This is a genomic window from Azotobacter salinestris (genome assembly GCF_009363155.1).
GTDB classification, from domain to species: domain Bacteria; phylum Pseudomonadota; class Gammaproteobacteria; order Pseudomonadales; family Pseudomonadaceae; genus Azotobacter; species Azotobacter salinestris.
Genome location: NZ_CP045302.1, coordinates 2,687,097 through 2,708,349, shown reverse-complemented (window position 1 = coordinate 2,708,349; position 21,253 = coordinate 2,687,097). Strand labels below are relative to the sequence as shown.

Here is a 21,253-nt window from a genome sequence, read left to right as displayed (position 1 = left end):
TTGCGGCTCCCGCTGCGGCTTACCAGGACTGGGTGGCCTTGAACTTCTCGATGCCAGCCTTGAGGCCTGCGTCGATTTCGTCGTTGAAATCACCCTTCTCGTTGATCTTCGCCAGCAGATCTGCATTCTCACGCTGGAAGTAACCGATCAACGCCTGCTCGAAGGCGCCAATTTTGGCCACTGCGACGTCCTGCAGGAAACCGCGCTCGGCGGCATACAGGGACAGCGACATTTCGGCGATGGACATCGGCGCATACTGCTTCTGCTTCATCAGCTCGGTCACACGCTGACCGTGCTCGAGCTGCTTGCGGGTAGCTTCGTCGAGGTCCGAGGCGAACTGGGCGAAGGCCGCCAGTTCACGGTACTGGGCCAGAGCGGTACGGATACCGCCGGACAGCTTCTTGATGATCTTGGTCTGGGCCGCACCACCGACGCGGGATACCGAAATACCGGCGTTGACCGCCGGACGGATGCCCGAGTTGAACATGGAGGATTCCAGGAAGATCTGACCGTCGGTGATGGAGATCACGTTGGTCGGAACGAAGGCGGACACGTCGCCGGCCTGGGTTTCGATGATCGGCAGCGCAGTCAGCGAACCGGTCTGGCCCTTCACTTCGCCCTTGGTGAACTGCTCCACGTACTCTTCGGAGACGCGGGAAGCGCGCTCCAGCAGACGGCTGTGGAGATAGAACACGTCGCCCGGATAGGCTTCGCGGCCCGGCGGACGGCGCAGCAGCAGGGAGATCTGGCGATAGGCGACGGCCTGCTTGGACAGGTCATCGTAGACGATCAGCGCGTCTTCGCCGCGATCACGGAAGTACTCGCCCATGGTGCAGCCAGCGTAGGGAGCCAGGTACTGCAGGGCAGCGGATTCGGAAGCGGACGCTGCCACCACAATGGTGTTGGCCAGAGCGCCGTGCTCTTCCAGCTTGCGCACCACGTTGGCGATGGTCGACTGCTTCTGACCGATGGCTACGTACACGCAGCGGATGCCGCTGTTCTTCTGGTTGATGATGGCGTCGATGGCCATCGCGGTCTTGCCGATCTGGCGGTCGCCGATGATCAGCTCGCGCTGGCCCCGGCCGACCGGGATCATGGCATCGACCGACTTGTAGCCGGTCTGCACCGGCTGGTCGACCGACTTACGCCAGATCACGCCCGGCGCCACTTTCTCGACCGCATCGGTGAGCTTGGCGCCGATCGGGCCCTTGCCGTCGATCGGGTTGCCCAGGGCGTCGACCACGCGGCCCAGCAGTTCCGGACCGACCGGGACTTCCAGGATACGGCCGGTGCACTTGGCGCTCATGCCTTCGGTCAGGCCCAGGTAGCTACCCAGAACCACGGCACCGACGGAATCTTGCTCCAGGTTCAGCGCCATGCCATAGATGCCGCCGGGGAACTCGATCATCTCGCCGTACATGACGTCGGCCAGACCGTAGATGCGAACGATACCGTCAGATACGCTGACGACGGTGCCCTCGTTGCGGGCTTGAGCAGTCACATCGGTGTTCGCGATGCGCTGCTTGATGATTTCACTAATCTCAGCAGGATTCAGTTGCTGCATGCCATGACCCTCAAATCAGGATTTCAACGATTCGGCCAACTGGCTCAGTTTGCCGCGGACCGAACCGTCGACAACCAGGTCGCCGGCGCGGATGACCAGGCCACCGATCAGAGCAGGATTCACTACCTGCCTGGGGTTGACGGAACGATCTAGCCGCTTCGACAGGGCGGCAGCCAAGGTTTCGAGTTGCTCAGCGGAAAGCTCGTAGGCCGTTTCGAGTTCGACGTCGAGCGTCTTCTCGGCTTCTGCCTTGTATGTCTCGAACAGTTCGCGCACAGTCGGCAACACGAACAGGCGATCGTGCTCGCCCATGTTGGCGATGAAGTTGCGGAACGCCTCATCGACGTCGGCGGCGAACAGACGCAGCACGGCCTCGACCTTGCTTTCGCGGGTCAGGCGCGGGTTGCGCAGCAGTTCGGCGACTTCGGGGGCTTCAACGACAGCGGCGGCCAGGCCCAACATGCCCGACCAAGCGTCGCTGCTATTGGCCGCGCTGGCATACTCGAAAGCGGCTTTTGCGTAAGGCCGAGCAAGCGTCTGGTTATTGATCATCGCTTGCCTCGCTTAGAGTTGGGAGGCCAGTTTTTCGACCAGCTTGTTGTGTGCCTTGGTGTCCACTTTGGACTCCAGGATCTTCTCCGCGCCCAGGATGGCCAGAGCTGCCACCTGAGTGCGCAGTTCTTCCCTGGCACGGTTCACTTCCTGCTCGATCTCGGCCTTGGCCCCGGCAATCAGTCGCTCGCCCTCGGCATGTGCCTGCTGCTTGGCGTCTTCGATGATCGCATTGGCTTGCTTGTTCGCCTGCTCGATGATCTGGGTAGCCTGCTCGCGGGATTCACGCAGGGTGTTGGAAACCTTTTCCTGGGCCAGCTTCAGATCCTGCTGGGCACGGCCTGCAGCATCCAAGCCTTCGGCGATTTTCTTCTGGCGTTCCTGCATGGCCTGGGTGAGTGGCGGCCAAACGTACTTCATGCAGAACCAGACGAAAATAGCGAAGGCGATCGTTTGACCAAATAGCGTCAAATTTATGTTCACAGCGATTTACCTCGTGCTATCTCGTTCGGCGTGCTTGCCATTTCCGGGACGAGGGGGCTCGCTGGGCGAACCCCTTCTTAAACCGGGAAATGCTTAAGCAGCAGAGGGAGCGACAACGAAGATGAGGTACATCGCGATACCAACGCCGATCATCGGAACGGCGTCGAGCAGACCCGCCATCAGGAAGGTCTTGGTTTGCAGCTGGGGAGCCAGCTCGGGCTGACGAGCGGTGGATTCCAGCAGCTTGCCACCCAGCAGGGCGAAGCCGATACCGGTGCTCAGTGCACCCAGACCGATCATGATGGAGGCGGCGATGATGACAAGTTCCATGTAAAGCTCCTGAAGCTAAGGGTAGGTTGGTTTAGGGGAAGCGTTATTGCCGGTCAATGGTGGTCTTCATGGGCAGCGCTCAGGTACACGATGGTCAGCACCATGAAGATGAATGCCTGAAGCGGAATCACCAGGATATGGAAGATTGCCCAAGGCAGATTCAGGGTCCACTGGGCCCAGAACGGCAGCAAGGCGATGAGGATGAACACCACTTCACCGGCATACATGTTGCCGAACAGACGCAGAGCCAGGGTCAGCGGCTTGGTCAGCAGACCCAGGATTTCAAGGAACAGGTTGAACGGAATCAACGCCCAATGATTGAACGGGGTCAGCGAGAGTTCTTTGGCGAATCCCCCCACACCCTTAACCTTGATGCTGTAGTAGATGATCAGGAGGAACACGCCGATCGAGATACCGAAGGTGCCATTCGGATCGGCGGTCGGCACGATCTTGAAGTAGGGCGCACCCAGCAGATGGGCCAGTCCGGGGATGAAGTCGACCGGAATCCACTTCAGGCTGTTCATCAGGAACACCCAGACGAAGATGGTCAGGGCCAGGGGAGCGATCAGCGGGTTGCGGCCATGGAAGGTGTCGCGAACCATGCCCTCGACGAACTCGATGCACATCTCGGCGATGTTCTGCAGGGGGCCCGGCACCTTGGTGGTAGCAGTGAGGGCGGCCTTGCGGAACAGCCACAGGAACAGCACGCCCATGGCGATCGACCAACCGAGGGTATCCAGGTGGATGGACCAGAAGCCCATCTGTCCCGCCTCTTCTGCCGTACTCGCGATGATCCAGCCCTTTTCCGGATGCGCCCCGAAGACCAGATTCTGTAGGTGGTGCTGTATATATTCGACTGGAGTGTTCGCCATAAACGCCTCAAATGCTCAATGCTTCGGTTTGTTTCTCATCAGCAGGAGTGCGCTCGCTCCGACGCCGAGCACCAGCAGGTAGCCGCCGAACAGCGCCAGCGGCTCGAGAGGCTGCACCCCCACAAACACCAGCGCGAAGAGCGCCGCTGTCAGAATTAGTTTTCCCATCTCACCGGCCCAGAGGGACTGGACCACGGCTCTGGCCGAACGCGCGCCGAAGTAGCGAAAGGCCTTGTGGGCGAAATACAGGTTGGCCAGCCAGGCGATCAGGCCCCCCAGCAGGGCCGAATACCCTGCGACCAACCCAAAAAACACACCGCACGCAAAGGCCGTGGCAAGTCCGGTCAGGGCCTGCACGACCAATACACGAAACACGGGAAGGCGATGGAAAGGTGTTCGATTACGTATATTCACACGATCCCCGTCGCCATGGCGGAGCGTTCAACGAGCCTACCGCTATCAAAATGCGCGGCGAGTATAGGGTCGCTTCCAAGTCGGTTCAACCTTCGGGTAGTCTTTTCCGATCGCCCGCTACACGCCCGAATCTCAACGGATATGGGCCAGGACGCCTTGAAGTTCGTCCAGAGAGTTGTAGCGGATCACAAGTTGGCCCTTGCCTTTCTGGCTGTGCCTGATCTCGACCGGAGAGCCCAAACGCTCGGCCAGCCGCTGTTCCAGACGGGTTATGTCCGGATCCTCCGTAGGGGTTTTCTCCGCTTGCGGCTGGTCGCTCAGCCATTGGCGCACCAACGCTTCGGTCTGACGGACGGTCAGGCCTCGTGCGACAACATGTCGCGCGCCTTCCACCTGCCGTTCGGCGGGAAGTCCGAGCAATGCACGGGCGTGGCCCATTTCCAGATCGCCATGGGAAAGCAGGGTCTTGATCTCCTCCGGCAGGGAAATCAGCCGCAACAGATTGCTGATGCTGACCCGCGACTTGCCCACCGCATCGGCGACCTGCTGCTGGGTCAGCTGGAACTCCTGCTGCAGGCGTTGAAGGGCGAAAGCCTCCTCGATGGGGTTGAGGTTCTCGCGCTGGATGTTCTCGATCAGCGCCATGGCGATGGCGGCCTCGTCCGGCACCTCGCGGACGATGGCCGGAATCCTCTCCAGTCCGGCCTGCTGACTGGCCCGCCAGCGCCGCTCGCCGGCGATGATCTCGTAGCGCTGGCCGTCGACCGGGCGCACCACGATCGGCTGCATTACCCCCTGGGCCAGGATCGATTGCGCCAGCTCCTCCAGCGCCACCGGGTCCATGTCGCGGCGCGGCTGGTATTTGCCGCGCTGGATCAGCTCCAGCGGCAGGTGTTGCAGCTCATGGCCATCGAGCTTCTGCTCGACCTCCTTCTGCAGGGCGGCCACGCCACCGGTACCGCCCAGCAAGGCATCCAGCCCGCGGCCCAGGCCTCGTTTCTTGATCGCCATGGAAGCTCCTTATGCTCTGGCCCCGCGCGCAGCCTTGCGCTGGCGACGCGACAGCTCGCTGGCCAGCGCCAGATAGGCCTGGGCACCCTTGGATTGCTTGTCGTAGACCAGCGCCGGCATGCCGTGGCTGGGTGCCTCGGCGAGTCGTACGTTGCGCGGAATGACGGTTTCGTAGAGCTTGTCGCCGAAGTGCGCCTGGAGTTGGTCGGACACCTCGTTGGTCAGGCTGATGCGCGGATCGTACATGGTGCGCAGCAGGCCCTCGATCTGCAGGTTCGGATTGAGCGCCTGGCCGATGCGCTGGATCGAGTTGACCAGATCGCTCAATCCCTCCAAGGCGTAGTACTCGCACTGCATGGGGATGATCACCCCGTCGGCGGCGGCCAGGGCATTGACGGTCAGCATGGACAACGACGGCGGGCAGTCGATCAGGATGTAGTCGTAGTTCTCGCGGATCGGCGCCAGTGCCTCGCGCAGGCGGTGCTCCTTGCCCGGCTTGTCGAGCAGGACGACCTCGGCCGCGGTGAGATCGCGGTTGGCCGGCAGCAGCTGGTAGCCGCCGTGCTCGGAGAAATGCATGGCCTCGGCGAAGCTGCAGTCGCCGGTCAGCACGTCGTAGACCGAATGCTCCAGGCTCAGCTTGTCCACACCGCTGCCGGTGGTGGCGTTGCCCTGGGGATCGAGATCGATCAGCAGCACGCGTCTGCGCGTGGCCACCAGCGAGGCGGCCAGGTTGATGCAAGTGGTGGTCTTGGCCACACCGCCCTTCTGGTTGGCGATGGCGAGTACTTTAGCCATGGTCAGCGTCTGTCCGGATCATGGAGTGCGGCGCAGTATCAGCAGATGGCGCTGACCCTGACAACCGGGAACCTTGAGCTCATAGGTACGTTCCAGTCGAAAATCGTCCGGCAGGGCCTGCAGTTCGTCGTCCGGCTGCACGCCCTTCATGGCCAGCCAGCGGGTGCCTGCGTCGCCCAGATGACGGGTCCAGTTGGCGAAATCCGCCAGCGAACTGAACGCCCGCGAACAGATGCCGGAAAACGGCTGCACGGGTTTGAATGCCTCGACCCGACTGTGAACAACTTCCAGGTTTTGCAATTGCAGTTCCAGTTTCACCTGGGTAAGGAAACGGGTCTTCTTGCCGTTGGAATCCAGCAGGGTGAAGCGTCGTTCGGGAAACAGGATGGCCAGCGGAATACCCGGCATGCCGCCCCCGCTGCCGACATCCAGCCAGTCATCCCCAGCCTCGGCGACCTGCGGCGCCACGCTGAGGCTGTCGAGCAGATGACGCGAGACCATCTCGTCCGGATCGCGCACGGCGGTGAGATTGTAGGCCTTGTTCCACTTGATCAACAGCGCCAGGTAGGTCAGCAGCCGTTCCTGCTGGCGGCCGGACAGTTCGACGCCCAGTTCGCGAGCACCACTGAGCAGTTCCTCGGCGTGACGGGAGGTGACCGTGGACATCAGGCGCTCCGCTCCAGGTTCCGGCCGGCGTCGCGCTTCTTCAGATGGATCAGCAGCAGGGAAATCGCCGCAGGGGTAACCCCCGGAATCCGCGAGGCCTGACCGAGCGTCTGCGGGCGGGCCTGGCCGAGCTTGTGCTGGATCTCCTTGGACAGTCCGGAAATCGACGCGTAGTCCAGATCGTCCGGCAGGCGCGTGCTTTCACTGGCACGCAGGCGGGCGATCTCGTCCTGCTGGCGATCGATGTAGCCGGCGTACTTGGTCTTGATCTCCACCTGCTCGGCCACCTGCTCGTCTTCGGCGCCGCCGCCGGTCAGCTCGACCAGACCGGCGTAATCGACTTCCGGCCGCGTCAGCAGGCTGAGCAGGTTGTACTCGCGGGTCAACGGGCTGCCGAAACGCGCAGCGACCGCCTCGCCCTCCGGCGTGCCGGGGCGCACCCAGGTCGTGCTCAGGCGCTGCTCTTCGCGCTCGATGCCTTCGCGCTTGGCACAGAACGCCGCCCAGCGGTCGTCGCCGACCAGGCCCAGCGCACGGCCCTGCTCGGTCAGGCGCAGGTCGGCGTTGTCTTCGCGCAGGATCAACCGGTACTCGGCGCGCGAGGTGAACATGCGGTACGGCTCCTGGGTGCCGAGGGTGATCAGGTCGTCGACCAGCACGCCGAGATAGGCCTCGTCGCGGCGCGGACACCAGGCCTCGCGGCCCTGGGCGCGCAGCGCGGCGTTGGTGCCGGCGAGCAGGCCCTGGGCGCCGGCCTCCTCGTAGCCGGTGGTGCCGTTGATCTGCCCCGCGAAGAACAGGCCGCCGATCACCTTGGTTTCCAGCGAGTACCTGAGATCGCGTGGATCGAAGAAGTCGTACTCGATGGCGTAGCCCGGACGGACGATGTGGGCGTTCTCCAGACCGCGGATGGAGCGGACGATCTCGAGCTGCACGTCGAACGGCAGCGAGGTGGAGATGCCGTTGGGATAGATCTCGTGGGTCGACAGGCCTTCTGGCTCGAGAAACACCTGGTGGCTGTCCTTGTCGGCGAAGCGGTGGATCTTGTCCTCGATCGACGGGCAGTAACGCGGGCCGATGCCCTCGATCACCCCCGAGTACATCGGCGAGCGGTCCAGGTTGCCGGCAATGATTTCATGGGTGCGCGCATTGGTGTGGGTGATCCAGCAGCTGACCTGCCGCGGATGCTGCTCGCGCGAGCCGAGGAAGGACATCACCGGCACGGGCATATCGCCCGGCTGTTCGGTCATCGCCGAGAAGTCGATGGAGCGGCCGTCGATGCGCGGCGGCGTGCCGGTCTTCAGGCGACCGACGCGCAACGGCAGCTCGCGCAGGCGACGGGCCAGCGCCAGTGACGGCGGATCGCCAGCACGGCCGCCTGAATAATTCTCCAGACCTATGTGGATAAGTCCGCCGAGGAAGGTGCCGGCCGTGAGGACCACGTTGTCGGCACGGAATTTCAGGCCCATCTGGGTGACCACGCCACGCACCTGCTCGCCCTCGACGATCAGGTCGTCGGCAGACTGCTGGAAAATCCACAGGTTGGGCTGGTTTTCCAGGATGCGGCGGATCTCCGCCTTGTACAGCGCGCGGTCGGCCTGGGCGCGCGTGGCGCGTACCGCCGGTCCCTTGCGGCTGTTGAGAACGCGGAACTGGATACCGGCCACATCGGTGGCTTGGGCCATGGCGCCGCCGAGCGCATCGATTTCCTTGACCAGATGACTCTTGCCGATCCCACCGATGGCCGGGTTGCAACTCATGTGCCCGAGGGTTTCCACATTGTGGGAAAGCAGCAGGGTCTTCGCACCCATGCGCGCAGCCGCGAGTGCGGCTTCGGTACCGGCATGGCCGCCGCCGATCACGATCACGTCAAAACGGGAAGGGAAGTCCACCACGCACCTCGTGCCTGTTCGTAGGGGGAAAAGGAAGGGCGGCAAGTATAGAGAGTTAGGCGGAGCGAATGAAGGTCATGCACAAAAAATAACCAGTATGTCCCGAGCACTTGGTTTGCAGGTTTCAAACAGAGATAAAAGGAATGAATTCTTTTAAAAGCCTGTTCTTGTGTTTATGTCTAATCAGGCCAATTTCTGTGGATAACCAATGGGAAGCTGTTTCCCATCGACTTTTCCACTCAGGATAAGCCTGTGACGATCCTGCCTGTGGATATGGGGTAGGCTGTCGACGGCCTGTGCATTGATCTAGCATTTATCCACAGGAGAAATTGTCCGCCTTTTCGCCACCGGCTTATTGACGAAGCTCATCGAGGGTTTTCCACAGGGCTGATTGGCATGCGCCGGAGCGCTGTCGGCCCGGTGTTCGGGAAAAAATCGGACATGCGTGTGGATAACGAGACAGCGCACAGGGTCGGCCCATCGAGCCAGGAGGCAAAGACAGGCGGGACAGGAAGGATTCGACTATTTGCCGATGCAGAAGCTGGAAAAGATGCGGCCGAGCAGATCGTCCGGTGTGAAGGTGCCAGTGATTTCTCCGAGCGCCTGCTGGGCCTGGCGCAGGTCCTCGGCAAGCAGTTCGCCGGCCCCGCAGCCGATGAGCTGGGCGTGCCCGTGGTCGAGACAGGCGGCAGCCTGGCGCAGGGCTTCAAGATGGCGACGACGGGCGCTGAAGCTGCTCTCGATGGTCTGCTCGAAGCCCATGCAGGCCTTCAGATGCTCGCGCAGCAGATCCAGGCCTTCACCGGTGCGGGCCGACAGGCCGAGGACGACGTGGCCGTCGCTGCCCTGCTCCTGGACGACCGGCTCGCCGGACAGGTCGACCTTGTTACGGATCAGGGTGACCTTGCCCGGCTCCGGGCGCAGGTCGAGGAATTCCGGCCAGAGGGCGAAGGGATCGGCCGCTTCCGGAGCGCTGGCATCGACTACCAACAACACCCGGTCGGCTTCGCGGATGGCCTGGAGGGCGCGTTCGACACCGATCCGTTCGACTTGGTCGGCGGTTTCCCTGAGCCCGGCGGTATCCACGACATGCAGCGGCATGCCGTCGATGTGGATATGTTCGCGCAGCAGGTCCCGGGTGGTGCCGGCGATGTCGGTGACGATCGCCGATTCGCGGCCGGCCAGGGCGTTGAGCAGGCTGGATTTGCCGGCATTCGGCCGGCCGGCGATGACCACGGTCATGCCGTCGCGCAGGAGCGCACCCTGACCCGCCTCGCGCAGCACTGTGGACAAGTCGGTGCGCAGGCCTTCGAGCAGCTCGAGCACGCGGCCATCGGCGAGGAAGTCGATTTCCTCTTCGGGAAAGTCGATGGCGGCCTCGACGTAGAGGCGCAGCTCGATCAGCCGCTCGGCGAGTGCGTTCACGCGCCGGGAAAACTCGCCCTGCAGCGAGCGCAGCGCATTGCGTGCCGCCTGTGCCGAACTGGCCTCGATCAGGTCGGCGATCGCCTCGGCCTGGGCCAGGTCCAGCTTGTCGTTGAGAAAGGCCTGCTCGCTGAATTCGCCCGGCCGTGCCATGCGCGCCCCCAGCTCCAGGCAGCGGCGCAGCAGCAGGTCGAGCACCAGCGGGCCGCCATGGCCCTGCAGCTCGAGCACGTCCTCGCCAGTGAAGGAATGGGGACCGGGAAAGAACAGCGCGATGCCCTCGTCGAGCACCTGGCCCGATCCATCACGGAAGCTGCCATAGTGGGCATGCCGCGGCTTGAGCGGGCGTTCGCAGATGCCCGCGGCGACTACCCCGGCCAAGGGGCCTGAAACCCGCACGATGCCGACCCCACCCCGGCCTTGGGCGGTGGCGATGGCGGCGATGGTTTCGCGTGCGCTGTGCATTGCGGACTCCGGATAGCAAGACGCCCCACTGCGGGGGCGTCGAGGTCGGGCTGGCAGCGGCAAGGATCAGGCCGGCTGGGCGGCCTTCTCGATCTGCCGGGTAATGTACCACTGCTGACCGATGGAGAGGACGTTGTTGACCACCCAGTACAGCACCAGGCCGGCCGGGAACCAGAGGAAGAAGAAGGTGAAGATGATCGGCATCAGCTTCATCACCCTGGCCTGCATGGGATCCGGCGGCGTCGGGTTGAGCGTCTGCTGGAAGAACATGGTCGCGCCCATGATGATCGGCAGGATGAAGTACGGGTCCTTGATCGACAGGTCGGTGATCCAACCCAGCCAGGGCGCCTGGCGCATCTCCACGCTTTCCAGCAGCACCCAGTAGAGGGCGAGGAACACCGGCATCTGCACCAGAATCGGCAGGCAGCCGCCGAGCGGGTTGATCTTCTCCTTCTTGTACAGCTCCATCATCGCCTGAGACAGCTTCTGGCGATCCTCGCCGTACTGCTCCTTAAGCGCCTGCAGCTTGGGGGCGACCGCGCGCATGCGGCCCATCGAACGGTAGCTGGCCGCCGAGAGCGGGAAGAAGGCCAGCTTGATGATGATGGTCAGCACGATGATCGACCAGCCCCAGTTGCCCAGCAGCGCATGGATCAGCTCCAGCAGCCAGAAGATCGGCTGGGCGATGAACCACAGGAAGCCGTAGTCGACGGTCAGCTCCAGGCCGGGCGAGACGGCCTCCAGCTGGTCCTGGTCCTTCGGACCGGCATACAGGCGGCTGACGGTTTCGCCGCTGGCGCCGGCCGGGATGTTCAGGGTCGGTCCGGTGAAGCCGATGATGTAGTTGCCCTGGCTGTCCTTGCGGGTGGTGACCAGGTTGGTGTCGTCCTTGTTGGGAACCCAGGCGGTCACGAAGTAGTGCTGCAACCAGGCGATCCAGCCGCCCTGCACGGTCTCGCGCAGGCTCTTGTCGTCCATGTCGCCCATGGACACCTTCTTGTACGGCTCGTCGGCGGTCCACAGGGCGGCGCCCAGATAGGTGGCGGTACCGGTCGCGGTGGTCGAGGACGGGTCGGCGCTGGCATCGCGCTTGAGCTGGGCGAACAGGTTGCCGCTCCAGGACTGGTCGCTGTTGTTGGCGATCAGGTGGCGGACTTCCAGATCGTACGCCCCGCGCTTGAAGGTGAAGCGCTTGACGTAGTCGACGCCGCCTTCGCTGAATTTTAGCTCGACCACCAGGCTGTCTTGCCCATCGGCCAACTGGTAGCTGCGTTGCTCGCTGACGTACAGCGGGCGACCGCTGGTGCGGGCATCCGGGCCGTTGGCACCGGTCAAGCCACTCTGTGCCAGATACAGGCGCTCGCTGCCGTTGTCGAACAGCTGGAAGGGTATCTCCGGATGATCCTGGCGGCGTGGAAACTTGGGCAGCTTGAGCTGCACGACGTCGCCACCGCGCGGATCGATGGCCACTTCCAATACATCGGTGCGGACCTGGATCAGATCGGCACCGACGGTGCTCGCCACGGTGTCCGGCACCCGGTTCTCGCTGCCGGCGGTGGGAACGTCCGCACTGGCCGAGGGAGCGGCGGGCACGGCTTCCGGCTGGGCCGACGGGGCGCTTTGGGCCACGGCGTTCTGGGGCGGTAGTGCCGCCTGGCCGTAATCCTGGTTCCACTGCAAAACCAGCAGATAGGACACGACTGCCAGGGCGACGAGCAGGATCGAGCGTTTGATATCCATGGTTACTCGGCCATCGAAGAGGGTCGGGAGGTTTTGATCGGGGGAACGGGGTCGTAGCCACCCGGATTCCAGGGGTGGCAGCGCCCTAGACGACGCAGGCTCAACCAGCCGCCGCGCAGCAGGCCATGAGTGGAGATGGCCTCGTGCGCATAGCAGGAGCAGCTGGGATGGAAACGACAATGGTTGGCCATCAGCGGACTGATCGCATAGCGGTAGAACTGGATCGCGGCGAGGGCCAGTTTACGCATGGGAGTTTCCAGCCGCCTCGGCAGCGGTCTGCGGCCGGCTGCGGGCGAGTCGTTTCCAGAGCTTGCCGAATTGTTGCGTCACTTCGGCGTTTTCCAGCTCGCCGAGGCCCTTGCGTGCGACCACCACGACATCCCAGCCGGCCAGGCTATCCTGATTCAGGCGGAAGGATTCGCGTATCAGACGTTTCAGGCGGTTGCGCCCGACGGAGAGCTTGACGCTCTTCTTGCCGATCACCAGCCCGAGGCGGGGATGGTCCAGATCGTTGGGACGCGCGAGGAGCAGGACGTGCTTGCCCGGAACCTTGGCGGTCGGGGAGTCGAAGACGGCCTTGAACTGGCGGGGAATCAGCAGGCGCTTTTCCCGACCGAAGTCTCGACTCACCGTCCGTTCCGGCTGAGTCAGACGGTCAGGCGCTTGCGGCCCTTGGCGCGGCGACGCGACAGGACTTGACGGCCGTTCTTGGTAGCCATGCGAGCGCGGAAACCGTGGGTGCGAGCGCGCTTGAGGGTGCTGGGTTGGAAAGTGCGTTTCATGATGCTCTACCTGGTGGTCACTAACGGGCCGGAAGTGGCCCCCGTTTTAAAGAGACCGGCGATTCTAGAGAAAGCCGCAGGACAGGTCAATTTCCAACCAGCGATACGGTCGAGCGCTCAGGTATCGGTTGCGAGGAGCCGTTCCGTCTACAGACGAATATCCGAGCCTCTGTGGAAAAGTCTTCCACAAATAGATCAAGGTGGAAAATTCTTTGAAGAGCTGATTGTTTATGTAGTGACTGGCTGACTGCCAGTCTGTGGAAAACTTATCCAGGGTCCGGCAGGGCATGCCTTTCCGGGAAGGACAAACCTGTCGATTGCGAGTGGCCTGTCTGTGTGGAGCCTACGGATAAGCTGGGCATGGATGCAGGCTTTATGCACAGGGATTTTATCCACTGATTTTTCCGTCAGCTTGTGCACGGCGTTCATGAGTAGTTATCAACAGGTCTCTGGAGGGGCGTCAGGGACTTTTTGCGATCGCTTTGGCCTGGTCGCGAACGGTGGTTGCACAATCCATGTGGATAACCTTGTGCCGGGCGGATACAATGGCAGACTGTTTTTTTGCCAGCCGTTCGGGCGGCGGGGGGAGATACGTGTCCGTGGAACTTTGGCAGCAGTGCGTCGAGCTGCTGCGCGACGAACTGCCCGCCCAGCAATTCAATACCTGGATTCGTCCTCTGCAGGTGGAAGCCGATGGCGACGAGCTGCGCGTCTATGCGCCCAATCGTTTCGTGCTCGACTGGGTCAACGAGAAGTACCTCGGCCGGTTGCTCGAACTGCTCGGCGAGCGAAGCGAGGACGTCACGCCCTCCGTTTCCCTGCTGATCGGCAGCAAGCGCAGCCCGGCTCCCCGCGCGGCGCAGCCGGCCTCTCCGCCGCCGCCGGTGGTGCAGGCGCCAGCACCGGCGGCGATCGACGAGGTATCGACTGCTCGTCCTGTGGATGTACAGCCACAGCCGGCGGCGAACCCGGCCGCGGTGCGTACCGAGCGTTCGGTGCAGGTCGAGGGAGCCCTCAAGCACACCAGCTATCTGAACCGGGCCTTCACCTTCGAAAATTTCGTCGAGGGCAAGTCCAACCAGTTGGCGCGTGCCGCCGCCTGGCAGGTGGCGGACAATCCCAAGCACGGTTACAACCCGCTGTTCCTCTATGGAGGCGTCGGTCTCGGCAAGACCCATCTGATGCATGCCGTGGGCAACCACCTGCTGAAGAAGAACCCCAATGCCAAGGTGGTCTACCTGCATTCGGAACGCTTCGTCGCCGACATGGTGAAGGCCCTGCAGCTCAACGCGATCAACGAGTTCAAGCGCTTCTACCGTTCCGTGGACGCGCTGCTGATCGACGATATCCAGTTCTTCGCCAAGAAGGAGCGCTCCCAGGAGGAGTTCTTCCATACCTTCAACGCCCTGCTCGAAGGCGGGCAGCAGGTAATTCTCACCAGCGACCGCTATCCAAAGGAGATCGAGGGGCTCGAGGAGCGGCTGAAGTCGCGTTTCGGCTGGGGCCTGACCGTGGCCGTGGAGCCACCGGAGCTGGAAACCCGAGTAGCGATCCTGATGAAGAAGGCCGAGCAGACCAAGGTCGAGCTGCCCCACGACGCCGCCTTCTTCATTGCACAGCGTATCCGCTCCAACGTGCGCGAACTGGAAGGCGCGCTCAAGAGGGTCATCGCCCACTCGCACTTCACCAACCACCCGATCACCATCGAACTGATCCGCGAATCGCTGAAGGATCTGCTGGCGCTGCAGGACAAGCTGGTCAGCGTCGACAACATCCAGCGCACCGTCGCCGAGTACTACAAGATCAAGATCGCCGATCTGCTTTCCAAGCGTCGCTCGCGTTCGGTGGCCCGCCCGCGGCAGGTCGCCATGGCGCTGTCCAAGGAGCTGACCAACCACAGCCTGCCGGAGATCGGCGATTCCTTTGGCGGCCGCGATCACACCACCGTCCTCCATGCTTGCCGCAAGATCGCCGAGCTGCGCGAAACCGATGCGGACATTCGCGAGGACTACAAGAACCTGCTGCGCACCCTGACCACCTGAGCCAGACGCAACCGACTGGGGACTGGACCATGCATTTCACCATTCAACGCGAAGCCCTGCTGAAACCACTGCAACTGGTCGCCGGCGTCGTCGAACGCCGGCAGACCCTGCCGGTGCTCTCCAACGTGCTGCTGGTCGTCGAGAAACAGCAGCTGTCGCTCACCGGCACCGACCTGGAGGTCGAGCTGGTCGGCCGCGTGCCGCTGGAAGAAAGCGCCGAGTCCGGCGAGATCACCGTGCCGGCGCGCAAGCTGATGGACATCTGCAAGAGCCTGCCGAACGACACGCTGATCGACATTCGTCTGGACGAGCAGAAGCTGCTGATCAAGGCCGGCCGCAGCCGTTTCACCCTGTCCACTCTGCCGGCCAGCGATTTTCCCACCGCCGAGGAAGGCCAGGGCTCGCTGACCTTTTCCCTGGTACAGAGCAAGCTGCGCCGGCTGATCGAGCGCACCAGCTTCGCCATGGCCCAGCAGGACGTACGTTACTATCTGAACGGCATGCTGCTGGAGATGAACGCGGGCGTGCTGCGCGCGGTCGCCACCGACGGTCACCGTCTGGCGCTGTGTGCCATGCAGGCCGGTATCGAGCATGCCGACCGTCACCAGGTCATCGTGCCGCGCAAGGGCATTCTGGAGCTGGCGCGCCTGCTCACCGACCAGGACGGCGAAGTCAGCATCGTTCTCGGCCAGCATCACATCCGTGCCACCACCGGCGAGTTCACTTTCACCTCCAAGCTGGTCGACGGCAAGTTCCCCGACTATGAGCGGGTGTTGCCGCGCGGTGGCGACAAGAAGGTGCTTGGCGATCGCCAACTGCTGCGCGAGGCCTTCAGCCGTACGGCCATCCTCTCTAACGAGAAGTACCGCGGCATCCGCCTGCAACTGGCCAGCGGCCTGCTGAAGATCCAGGCGAACAACCCGGAGCAGGAGGAAGCCGAAGAGGAAGTGGCGGTGGACTACAGCGGCGAAGCCCTGGAGATCGGTTTCAACGTCAGCTATCTGCTCGACGTGTTGGGGGTGATGAGTGCCGAGCAGGTGCGCCTGACCCTGTCCGACTCCAACAGCAGTGCCCTGCTGCAGGAAGCGGACAATGACGACTCTGCCTATGTCGTCATGCCGATGCGCCTGTAAGCCTGCCGTCTTGCCTCGATGTCCCTCGGCCGCGTGACCGTCACCGCGGTGCGCAACCTGCACCCGGTGACCCTCACTCCCTCGCCCCGCATCAACATCCTCTACGGTCCCAACGGCAGCGGCAAGACCAGCCTGCTGGAGGCGATCCACCTGCTCGGCCTGGCGCGCTCCTTCCGCAGCCAGCGCCTGTCGCCGGTGATCCAGCACGAGCAGCCGGCCTGCACGGTATTCGGCCAGGTGCAGTGGAGCGACGGTCGGGTGCGCAATCTTGGCGTGTCCCGCAACCGGCTGGGCGAACTGCAGATCCGCATCGACGGGCAGAACGTGCGCAGCGCTGCGCAGCTTGCCGAATCCCTGCCGATGCAGCTGATCAATCCGGACAGTTTCCGCCTGCTCGAGGGGGCGCCCAAGGTGCGCCGGCAGTTCCTCGATTGGGGCGTGTTCCACGTGGAACACCGCTTCCTTCCGGCCTGGCAACGCCTGCAGACGGCCCTGCGCCAGCGGAACTCCTGGCTACGCCATGGTAGAATCGACCCTGTTTCGCAGGCCGCCTGGGACCGGGAACTGTGCCTGGCGAGCGAGGAAATCGACAGTTATCGACGCAGCTACATTCAGGCGCTGAAGCCGGTCTTCGAGAGCGTCCTGGGCGAGTTGGTGGAGCTGGACGGTCTGACCCTGAGCTACTACCGCGGCTGGGATCGGGAGCGCTCGCTCGGCGAGGTTCTTGCTGCGTCCCTCCCGCGCGATCAGTTGCTGGGACATACCCACGCAGGTCCCCAGCGGGCCGACCTGCGCCTTCGCCTGGCGGCGCACAACGCCGCGGACCTGCTGTCGCGTGGTCAGCAGAAGCTGGTGGTCTGTGCGCTGAAGATCGCCCAGGGGCATCTCGTCGAGCGCACCAGGCGCGGCCAGTGCATCTATCTGGTCGACGACCTGCCCTCCGAACTGGACGAGCAGCACCGTCGTGCCCTCTGCCGTCTGCTCGAAGAACTGCATTGCCAGGTATTCATCACCTGCGTAGACCTAGAAGCATTGCGTGAAGGCTGGCGCACGGATACGCCAGTTGCCCTGTTCCACGTGGAACAGGGCCGTATCACCCAGACCCACGATCGGGAGTGAAGGTAATGAGCGAAAACCAGACGTACGACTCGTCCAGCATCAAAGTCCTGAAGGGCCTGGATGCCGTACGCAAACGCCCCGGCATGTACATCGGTGATACCGATGACGGTACCGGTCTGCACCACATGGTGTTCGAGGTGGTCGACAACTCGATTGACGAGGCGCTGGCCGGCTACTGCAACGATATCAGCATCACCATTCACACCGACGAGTCCATCACCGTGCGCGACAACGGCCGGGGCATTCCGGTCGATCTGCACAAGGAAGAAGGCGTCTCCGCCGCCGAGGTCATCATGACCGTGCTGCATGCCGGCGGCAAATTCGACGACAACAGTTACAAGGTGTCCGGCGGCCTGCACGGCGTGGGCGTTTCGGTAGTCAATGCGCTCTCCGAGGAATTGGTGTTGACCATTCGCCGCGACGGCAAGGTGTGGGAGCAGACCTACGTGCACGGCGTGCCGCAGGCACCGCTGGCCGCGGTCGGCGATACCGAGGGCACCGGCACGCAGATCCACTTCAAGCCCTCCGCGGAAACCTTCCACAACATCCACTTCAGTTGGGACATCCTCGCCAAACGCCTGCGCGAACTGTCCTTCCTCAATTCCGGCGTCGGTATCGTCCTCAAGGACGAGCGCAGCGGCAAGGAGGAGCTGTTCAAGTACGAAGGCGGCCTGAAGGCTTTTGTCGACTACCTGAACACCAACAAGAACGCGGTCAGCCAGGTGTTCCACTTCAGCGTGCAGCGCGAGGAGGACGGCGTCGGCGTGGAGGTCGCCCTGCAATGGAACGATGGGTTCAACGAGAACATCCTCTGCTTCACCAACAACATTCCCCAGCGTGACGGCGGCACCCATCTGGCCGGATTCCGCTCGGCGCTGACGCGCAACCTGAACGCCTATATCGAACAGGAAGGTCTGGCCAAGAAGCACAAGGTGGCAACCACCGGCGACGACGCCCGCGAGGGCCTGACCGCGATCATCTCGGTCAAGGTGCCGGATCCCAAGTTCAGCTCGCAGACCAAGGACAAGCTGGTCTCCAGCGAGGTGAAGACCGCTGTCGAGCAGGAGATGGGCAAGTACTTCGGCGACTTCCTGCTGGAGAATCCCAACGAGGCCAGGGCGGTGGTCGGCAAGATGATCGATGCCGCCCGTGCCCGCGAGGCCGCCCGCAAGGCCCGCGAAATGACCCGCCGCAAGGGCGCGCTGGACATCGCCGGCCTGCCTGGCAAGCTGGCCGACTGCCAGGAGAAGGATCCGGCCCTTTCCGAGCTCTACATCGTCGAGGGCGACTCCGCCGGCGGCTCGGCCAAGCAGGGCCGCAACCGGCGGACCCAGGCGATCCTGCCGCTCAAGGGCAAGATCCTCAACGTCGAGAAGGCGCGCTTCGACAAGATGCTCTCCTCCGCCGAGGTCGGCACCCTGATCACCGCGCTGGGCTGCGGAATTGGCCGCGAGGAGTACAACATCGACAAGCTGCGCTATCACAACATCATCATCATGACCGATGCCGACGTCGACGGCTCGCACATCCGCACCCTTCTGCTGACCTTCTTCTTCCGCCAGATGCCCGAGCTGATCGAGCGCGGCTACGTCTACATCGCCCAGCCGCCGCTGTACAAGGTGAAGAAGGGCAAGCAGGAGCAGTACATCAAGGACGACGAGGCCATGGAGGAATACATGACCCAGTCGGCCCTCGAGGACGCCAGCCTGCACGTCAACGAGAGCGCTCCGGGGCTGGGCGGGCCGGCTTTGGAAAGACTGGTCAACGACTACCGCACGGTGATGAAGACCCTTGCCCGCCTGTCGCGGCTTTATCCCCAGGAGATCACCGAGCACTTCGTCTACCTGCCGCGCGTCGGTCTCGAACTGCTGGGTGACCAGGCGGCCATGCAGGCCTGGCTGGAGCGGTTCCAGACCCGCCTGAAGGCCAGCGAGAAATCCGGGCTGGCCTACCGGGCCAGCCTGCGCGAGGATCGCGAGCGCCACCTCTGGCTGCCGGAGGTGGAGATGGTCGCCCACGGGCTGTCCAGCTATGTCACCTTCAACCGCGACTTCTTCGCCAGCAACGACTACCGCACCGTCACCGCCCTCGGCGAACAGCTGAACAGCCTGCTGGAAGACGGCGCCTACGTGCAGCGCGGCGAGCGCAGGAAACCGGTATCCAGCTTCAAGGAAGCCCTCGCCTGGCTGATGGCGGAAAGCACCAAGCGCCACAGCATCCAGCGCTACAAGGGCCTCGGCGAGATGAACCCCGAGCAGCTGTGGGAAACCACCATGGACCCGAGCGTGCGGCGCATGCTCAAGGTCACCATCGAGGACGCCATCGCCACCGACCTGATCTTCAACACCCTGATGGGCGATGCCGTCGAACCGCGCCGCGAATTCATCGAGAACAACGCCCTGGCGGTGGCGAATCTGGACGTGTGAGTAGCAGGTGTGGATAAGAAAAATATCCACAGACACAAGAGGCCCCCTGGCGGATGCACATCTGCCAGGGGGTTTTTCGTCGAGCGCTGGGTTATCCACCCGGGGCGGCCCTTACCTGATAAGGGGAGGCTCGATTCTGTGAAAGCCGAGGTTCTTGTCTAGAATGGCCGTTTGTCGACCACGCGGAGTCCAAGACATGTTCCTTGCCATGAACCGTTTCAAGATTGCCCGAGGACACGAGGAAGCCTTCATCGCCCACTGGCGCGAGCGCGAAAGCTATCTTCACGAGGTGCCCGGCTTTGTCCGTTTCCACCTTCTGCAGGGACCGCAGGGTGAGGAATCCACCCTGTTCAGTTCCTATACCGAATGGGAATCCGCGCAGGCCTTCGAGGACTGGACGCGTTCCGAAGCCTTCCGCAAGGCGCATGCCAACGCCGGTAGCAGCCCGCGTGAACTTTACCTGGGGCCGCCGCAGCTGGAGTTGTTCGAAGCCGTGCTGTAGCGGTCGCCGTACCTGCCTTGCCTTTCCCGGGCAGCGTCTTGCCCGGGCTTTCCGTCGAATTCGCCTGCCTCGAGCGGCATTTCCGGGGCGCCCTGGATAAGTACGAGGCTGTCCAGCGCGCCCGCCGGTCCGCACATGCTTCCCCTGCTCCGATGTTTTTCCGGAGGCAGCATATCGCGGCCTTATCCCTGTACCTTCTGCAGATCCACCCTGCCCGCGCGCACCGGCGGGCACCAGTAATAGCCTCCGCTGACCGGCTTGCTGAAGCGGAACAGGGCATCGACGATGCCGTCCTCCAGGCCGGCCATGCGGCGCAGCTGGGCTTCGAAGGCATCCAGGCTGTGGCCAAAGGCGAGGAACAGCAGGCCGGCCTGCTGGCCGTCGTTCCAGGGCATCGAGCGGCGCAGGACGAAGGCCTCCGGGCTGAAGCTTTCCTGGGCGGTGCGCTTGACGTGGGCGGAGGCCGGCGCGTCCTCCAGCTCCTCGTTGTCGCGCTTGCGCCGGCCGACGATATGGTCCTGTTCGTCCGGCGACAGGGCGCCGAAGCGGTCGAGGTCGTGTACCCAGTGCTGCACGGCGGCGAAGCTGCCACCCCGTTCGCCCTCGGAGCCTTCGCCGACGAGTGCGGCGGCAATGGCCGCTTCTCCTTGGGGATTCTCGGTGCCGTCCTCGTAGCCGGTCAGATCGCGGCCTTCCCGGTAGCGGAAGGCGTCGGTGCTCTGCACCAGGCGCAGGGCCGGGGCCAGGGCGGCGGCGAGCGCGCGACTGAGCTGCAGCAGCTCGCCGCGATCCTCGCCTCGCAGCCAGCACCACAGGGCGTGCTGGGTCGAGGGGATATCCACGGCGGTGCCGCTCAGTGCTGGGAACACACGCAGGCTGGCGAGTCGACGGCCCTGCGCCTGCAGCAGCGACTCGCCGAGGCCGACGACGATCGTCTCGCCATCGGCCAGGCTGGCGAGCCGGTCGAGGGCAGTGGGCAGGTCTTGCGCCGATTCGAGGGAGAAGAACAGAAAGCGATCCATAAACCCCACCTGTTG

22 protein-coding genes are annotated in these 21,253 nt (G+C 63.4%); 6 read left to right on the top strand and 16 right to left on the bottom strand.

Annotated features, from left to right (window positions below; genetic code table 11):
* Positions 1-19: 19 nt before the first annotated feature.
* The 15 genes from atpA to rpmH form a co-directional block, all read right to left on the bottom strand.
* Positions 20-1,564: a F0F1 ATP synthase subunit alpha gene (atpA, locus tag GCU53_RS12740; RefSeq protein ID WP_152387943.1), complete on the bottom strand. Its 1,545-nt coding sequence runs from the start codon at positions 1,562-1,564 to the stop codon at positions 20-22.
* Positions 1,565-1,579: 15 nt separating this feature from the next.
* On the bottom strand, positions 1,580-2,116 hold the full coding sequence (locus GCU53_RS12735) for a F0F1 ATP synthase subunit delta (protein WP_152387942.1): 537 nt from the start codon (positions 2,114-2,116) through the stop codon (positions 1,580-1,582).
* A gap of 12 nt (positions 2,117-2,128) precedes the next feature.
* The gene (locus tag GCU53_RS12730; RefSeq protein ID WP_152387941.1) at positions 2,129-2,599 is read right to left on the bottom strand and encodes a F0F1 ATP synthase subunit B; all 471 of its coding nucleotides are present in this window, start codon (positions 2,597-2,599) and stop codon (positions 2,129-2,131) included.
* 93 nt (positions 2,600-2,692) lie between these two features.
* Positions 2,693-2,929: a F0F1 ATP synthase subunit C gene (atpE, locus tag GCU53_RS12725; protein ID WP_012703649.1), complete on the bottom strand. Its 237-nt coding sequence runs from the start codon at positions 2,927-2,929 to the stop codon at positions 2,693-2,695.
* Between the two features lie 53 nt (positions 2,930-2,982).
* Complete coding sequence (gene atpB, locus GCU53_RS12720; RefSeq protein ID WP_152387940.1) at positions 2,983-3,801, bottom strand: F0F1 ATP synthase subunit A; 819 nt, start codon at positions 3,799-3,801, stop codon at positions 2,983-2,985.
* Between the two features lie 15 nt (positions 3,802-3,816).
* Complete coding sequence (locus GCU53_RS12715; RefSeq protein ID WP_152387939.1) at positions 3,817-4,215, bottom strand: F0F1 ATP synthase subunit I; 399 nt, start codon at positions 4,213-4,215, stop codon at positions 3,817-3,819.
* A 132-nt stretch (positions 4,216-4,347) separates the two neighbouring features.
* Complete coding sequence (locus tag GCU53_RS12710; RefSeq protein WP_152387938.1) at positions 4,348-5,226, bottom strand: ParB/RepB/Spo0J family partition protein; 879 nt, start codon at positions 5,224-5,226, stop codon at positions 4,348-4,350.
* 9 nt (positions 5,227-5,235) lie between these two features.
* Positions 5,236-6,024 carry a ParA family protein gene (locus tag GCU53_RS12705; protein WP_152387937.1) on the bottom strand — a complete coding sequence of 263 codons (789 nt, stop codon included), beginning with the start codon at positions 6,022-6,024 and terminating at the stop codon, positions 5,236-5,238.
* Between the two features lie 18 nt (positions 6,025-6,042).
* The gene (gene rsmG, locus GCU53_RS12700; protein ID WP_152387936.1) at positions 6,043-6,690 is read right to left on the bottom strand and encodes a 16S rRNA (guanine(527)-N(7))-methyltransferase RsmG; all 648 of its coding nucleotides are present in this window, start codon (positions 6,688-6,690) and stop codon (positions 6,043-6,045) included.
* Positions 6,690-8,582, bottom strand: coding sequence for a tRNA uridine-5-carboxymethylaminomethyl(34) synthesis enzyme MnmG (gene mnmG, locus GCU53_RS12695; protein ID WP_152387935.1), 1,893 nt, complete (start codon positions 8,580-8,582; stop codon positions 6,690-6,692). The genes rsmG and mnmG overlap by 1 nt, the downstream gene beginning before the upstream one ends.
* A gap of 522 nt (positions 8,583-9,104) precedes the next feature.
* The gene (gene mnmE, locus GCU53_RS12690; protein WP_152387934.1) at positions 9,105-10,472 is read right to left on the bottom strand and encodes a tRNA uridine-5-carboxymethylaminomethyl(34) synthesis GTPase MnmE; all 1,368 of its coding nucleotides are present in this window, start codon (positions 10,470-10,472) and stop codon (positions 9,105-9,107) included.
* A 66-nt stretch (positions 10,473-10,538) separates the two neighbouring features.
* Positions 10,539-12,212, bottom strand: coding sequence for a membrane protein insertase YidC (gene yidC, locus GCU53_RS12685; protein ID WP_152387933.1), 1,674 nt, complete (start codon positions 12,210-12,212; stop codon positions 10,539-10,541).
* A gap of 2 nt (positions 12,213-12,214) precedes the next feature.
* A complete protein-coding gene (gene yidD / locus GCU53_RS12680; protein WP_152387932.1) occupies positions 12,215-12,460 on the bottom strand; it encodes a membrane protein insertion efficiency factor YidD in 246 nt (81 codons plus the stop codon).
* Positions 12,453-12,842 (bottom strand): ribonuclease P protein component, encoded by a 390-nt coding sequence (gene rnpA, locus GCU53_RS12675; protein WP_152387931.1) that lies wholly within the window; start codon positions 12,840-12,842, stop codon positions 12,453-12,455. Before rnpA ends, yidD begins: the two co-directional genes overlap by 8 nt.
* A gap of 17 nt (positions 12,843-12,859) precedes the next feature.
* Complete coding sequence (rpmH, locus tag GCU53_RS12670; RefSeq protein WP_003458028.1) at positions 12,860-12,994, bottom strand: 50S ribosomal protein L34; 135 nt, start codon at positions 12,992-12,994, stop codon at positions 12,860-12,862.
* Here rpmH and GCU53_RS12665 point away from each other — a divergent pair.
* The 6 genes from GCU53_RS12665 to hmuQ all read left to right on the top strand — a co-directional run bounded on the left by GCU53_RS12665 (position 12,993) and on the right by hmuQ (position 20,216).
* Positions 12,993-13,241 (top strand): hypothetical protein, encoded by a 249-nt coding sequence (locus tag GCU53_RS12665; RefSeq protein ID WP_152387930.1) that lies wholly within the window; start codon positions 12,993-12,995, stop codon positions 13,239-13,241. The genes rpmH and GCU53_RS12665 overlap by 2 nt on opposite strands.
* 346 nt (positions 13,242-13,587) lie before the next feature.
* Positions 13,588-15,036 carry a chromosomal replication initiator protein DnaA gene (gene dnaA, locus GCU53_RS12660; RefSeq protein ID WP_152387929.1) on the top strand — a complete coding sequence of 483 codons (1,449 nt, stop codon included), beginning with the start codon at positions 13,588-13,590 and terminating at the stop codon, positions 15,034-15,036.
* Positions 15,037-15,065: 29 nt separating this feature from the next.
* On the top strand, positions 15,066-16,169 hold the full coding sequence (gene dnaN / locus GCU53_RS12655; protein ID WP_152387928.1) for a DNA polymerase III subunit beta: 1,104 nt from the start codon (positions 15,066-15,068) through the stop codon (positions 16,167-16,169).
* Between the two features lie 18 nt (positions 16,170-16,187).
* On the top strand, positions 16,188-17,288 hold the full coding sequence (gene recF, locus GCU53_RS12650; protein ID WP_152387927.1) for a DNA replication/repair protein RecF: 1,101 nt from the start codon (positions 16,188-16,190) through the stop codon (positions 17,286-17,288).
* Positions 17,289-17,293: 5 nt separating this feature from the next.
* Positions 17,294-19,714, top strand: coding sequence for a DNA topoisomerase (ATP-hydrolyzing) subunit B (gyrB, locus tag GCU53_RS12645; RefSeq protein WP_152387926.1), 2,421 nt, complete (start codon positions 17,294-17,296; stop codon positions 19,712-19,714).
* Between the two features lie 196 nt (positions 19,715-19,910).
* Positions 19,911-20,216: a heme-degrading protein HmuQ gene (hmuQ, locus tag GCU53_RS12640; RefSeq protein WP_152387925.1), complete on the top strand. Its 306-nt coding sequence runs from the start codon at positions 19,911-19,913 to the stop codon at positions 20,214-20,216.
* Positions 20,217-20,398: 182 nt separating this feature from the next.
* Here the strand turns inward: hmuQ and GCU53_RS12635 are convergent, their stop codons facing one another.
* On the bottom strand, positions 20,399-21,238 hold the full coding sequence (locus GCU53_RS12635; protein WP_152389889.1) for a Dyp-type peroxidase: 840 nt from the start codon (positions 21,236-21,238) through the stop codon (positions 20,399-20,401).
* Positions 21,239-21,253: the final 15 nt, after the last annotated feature.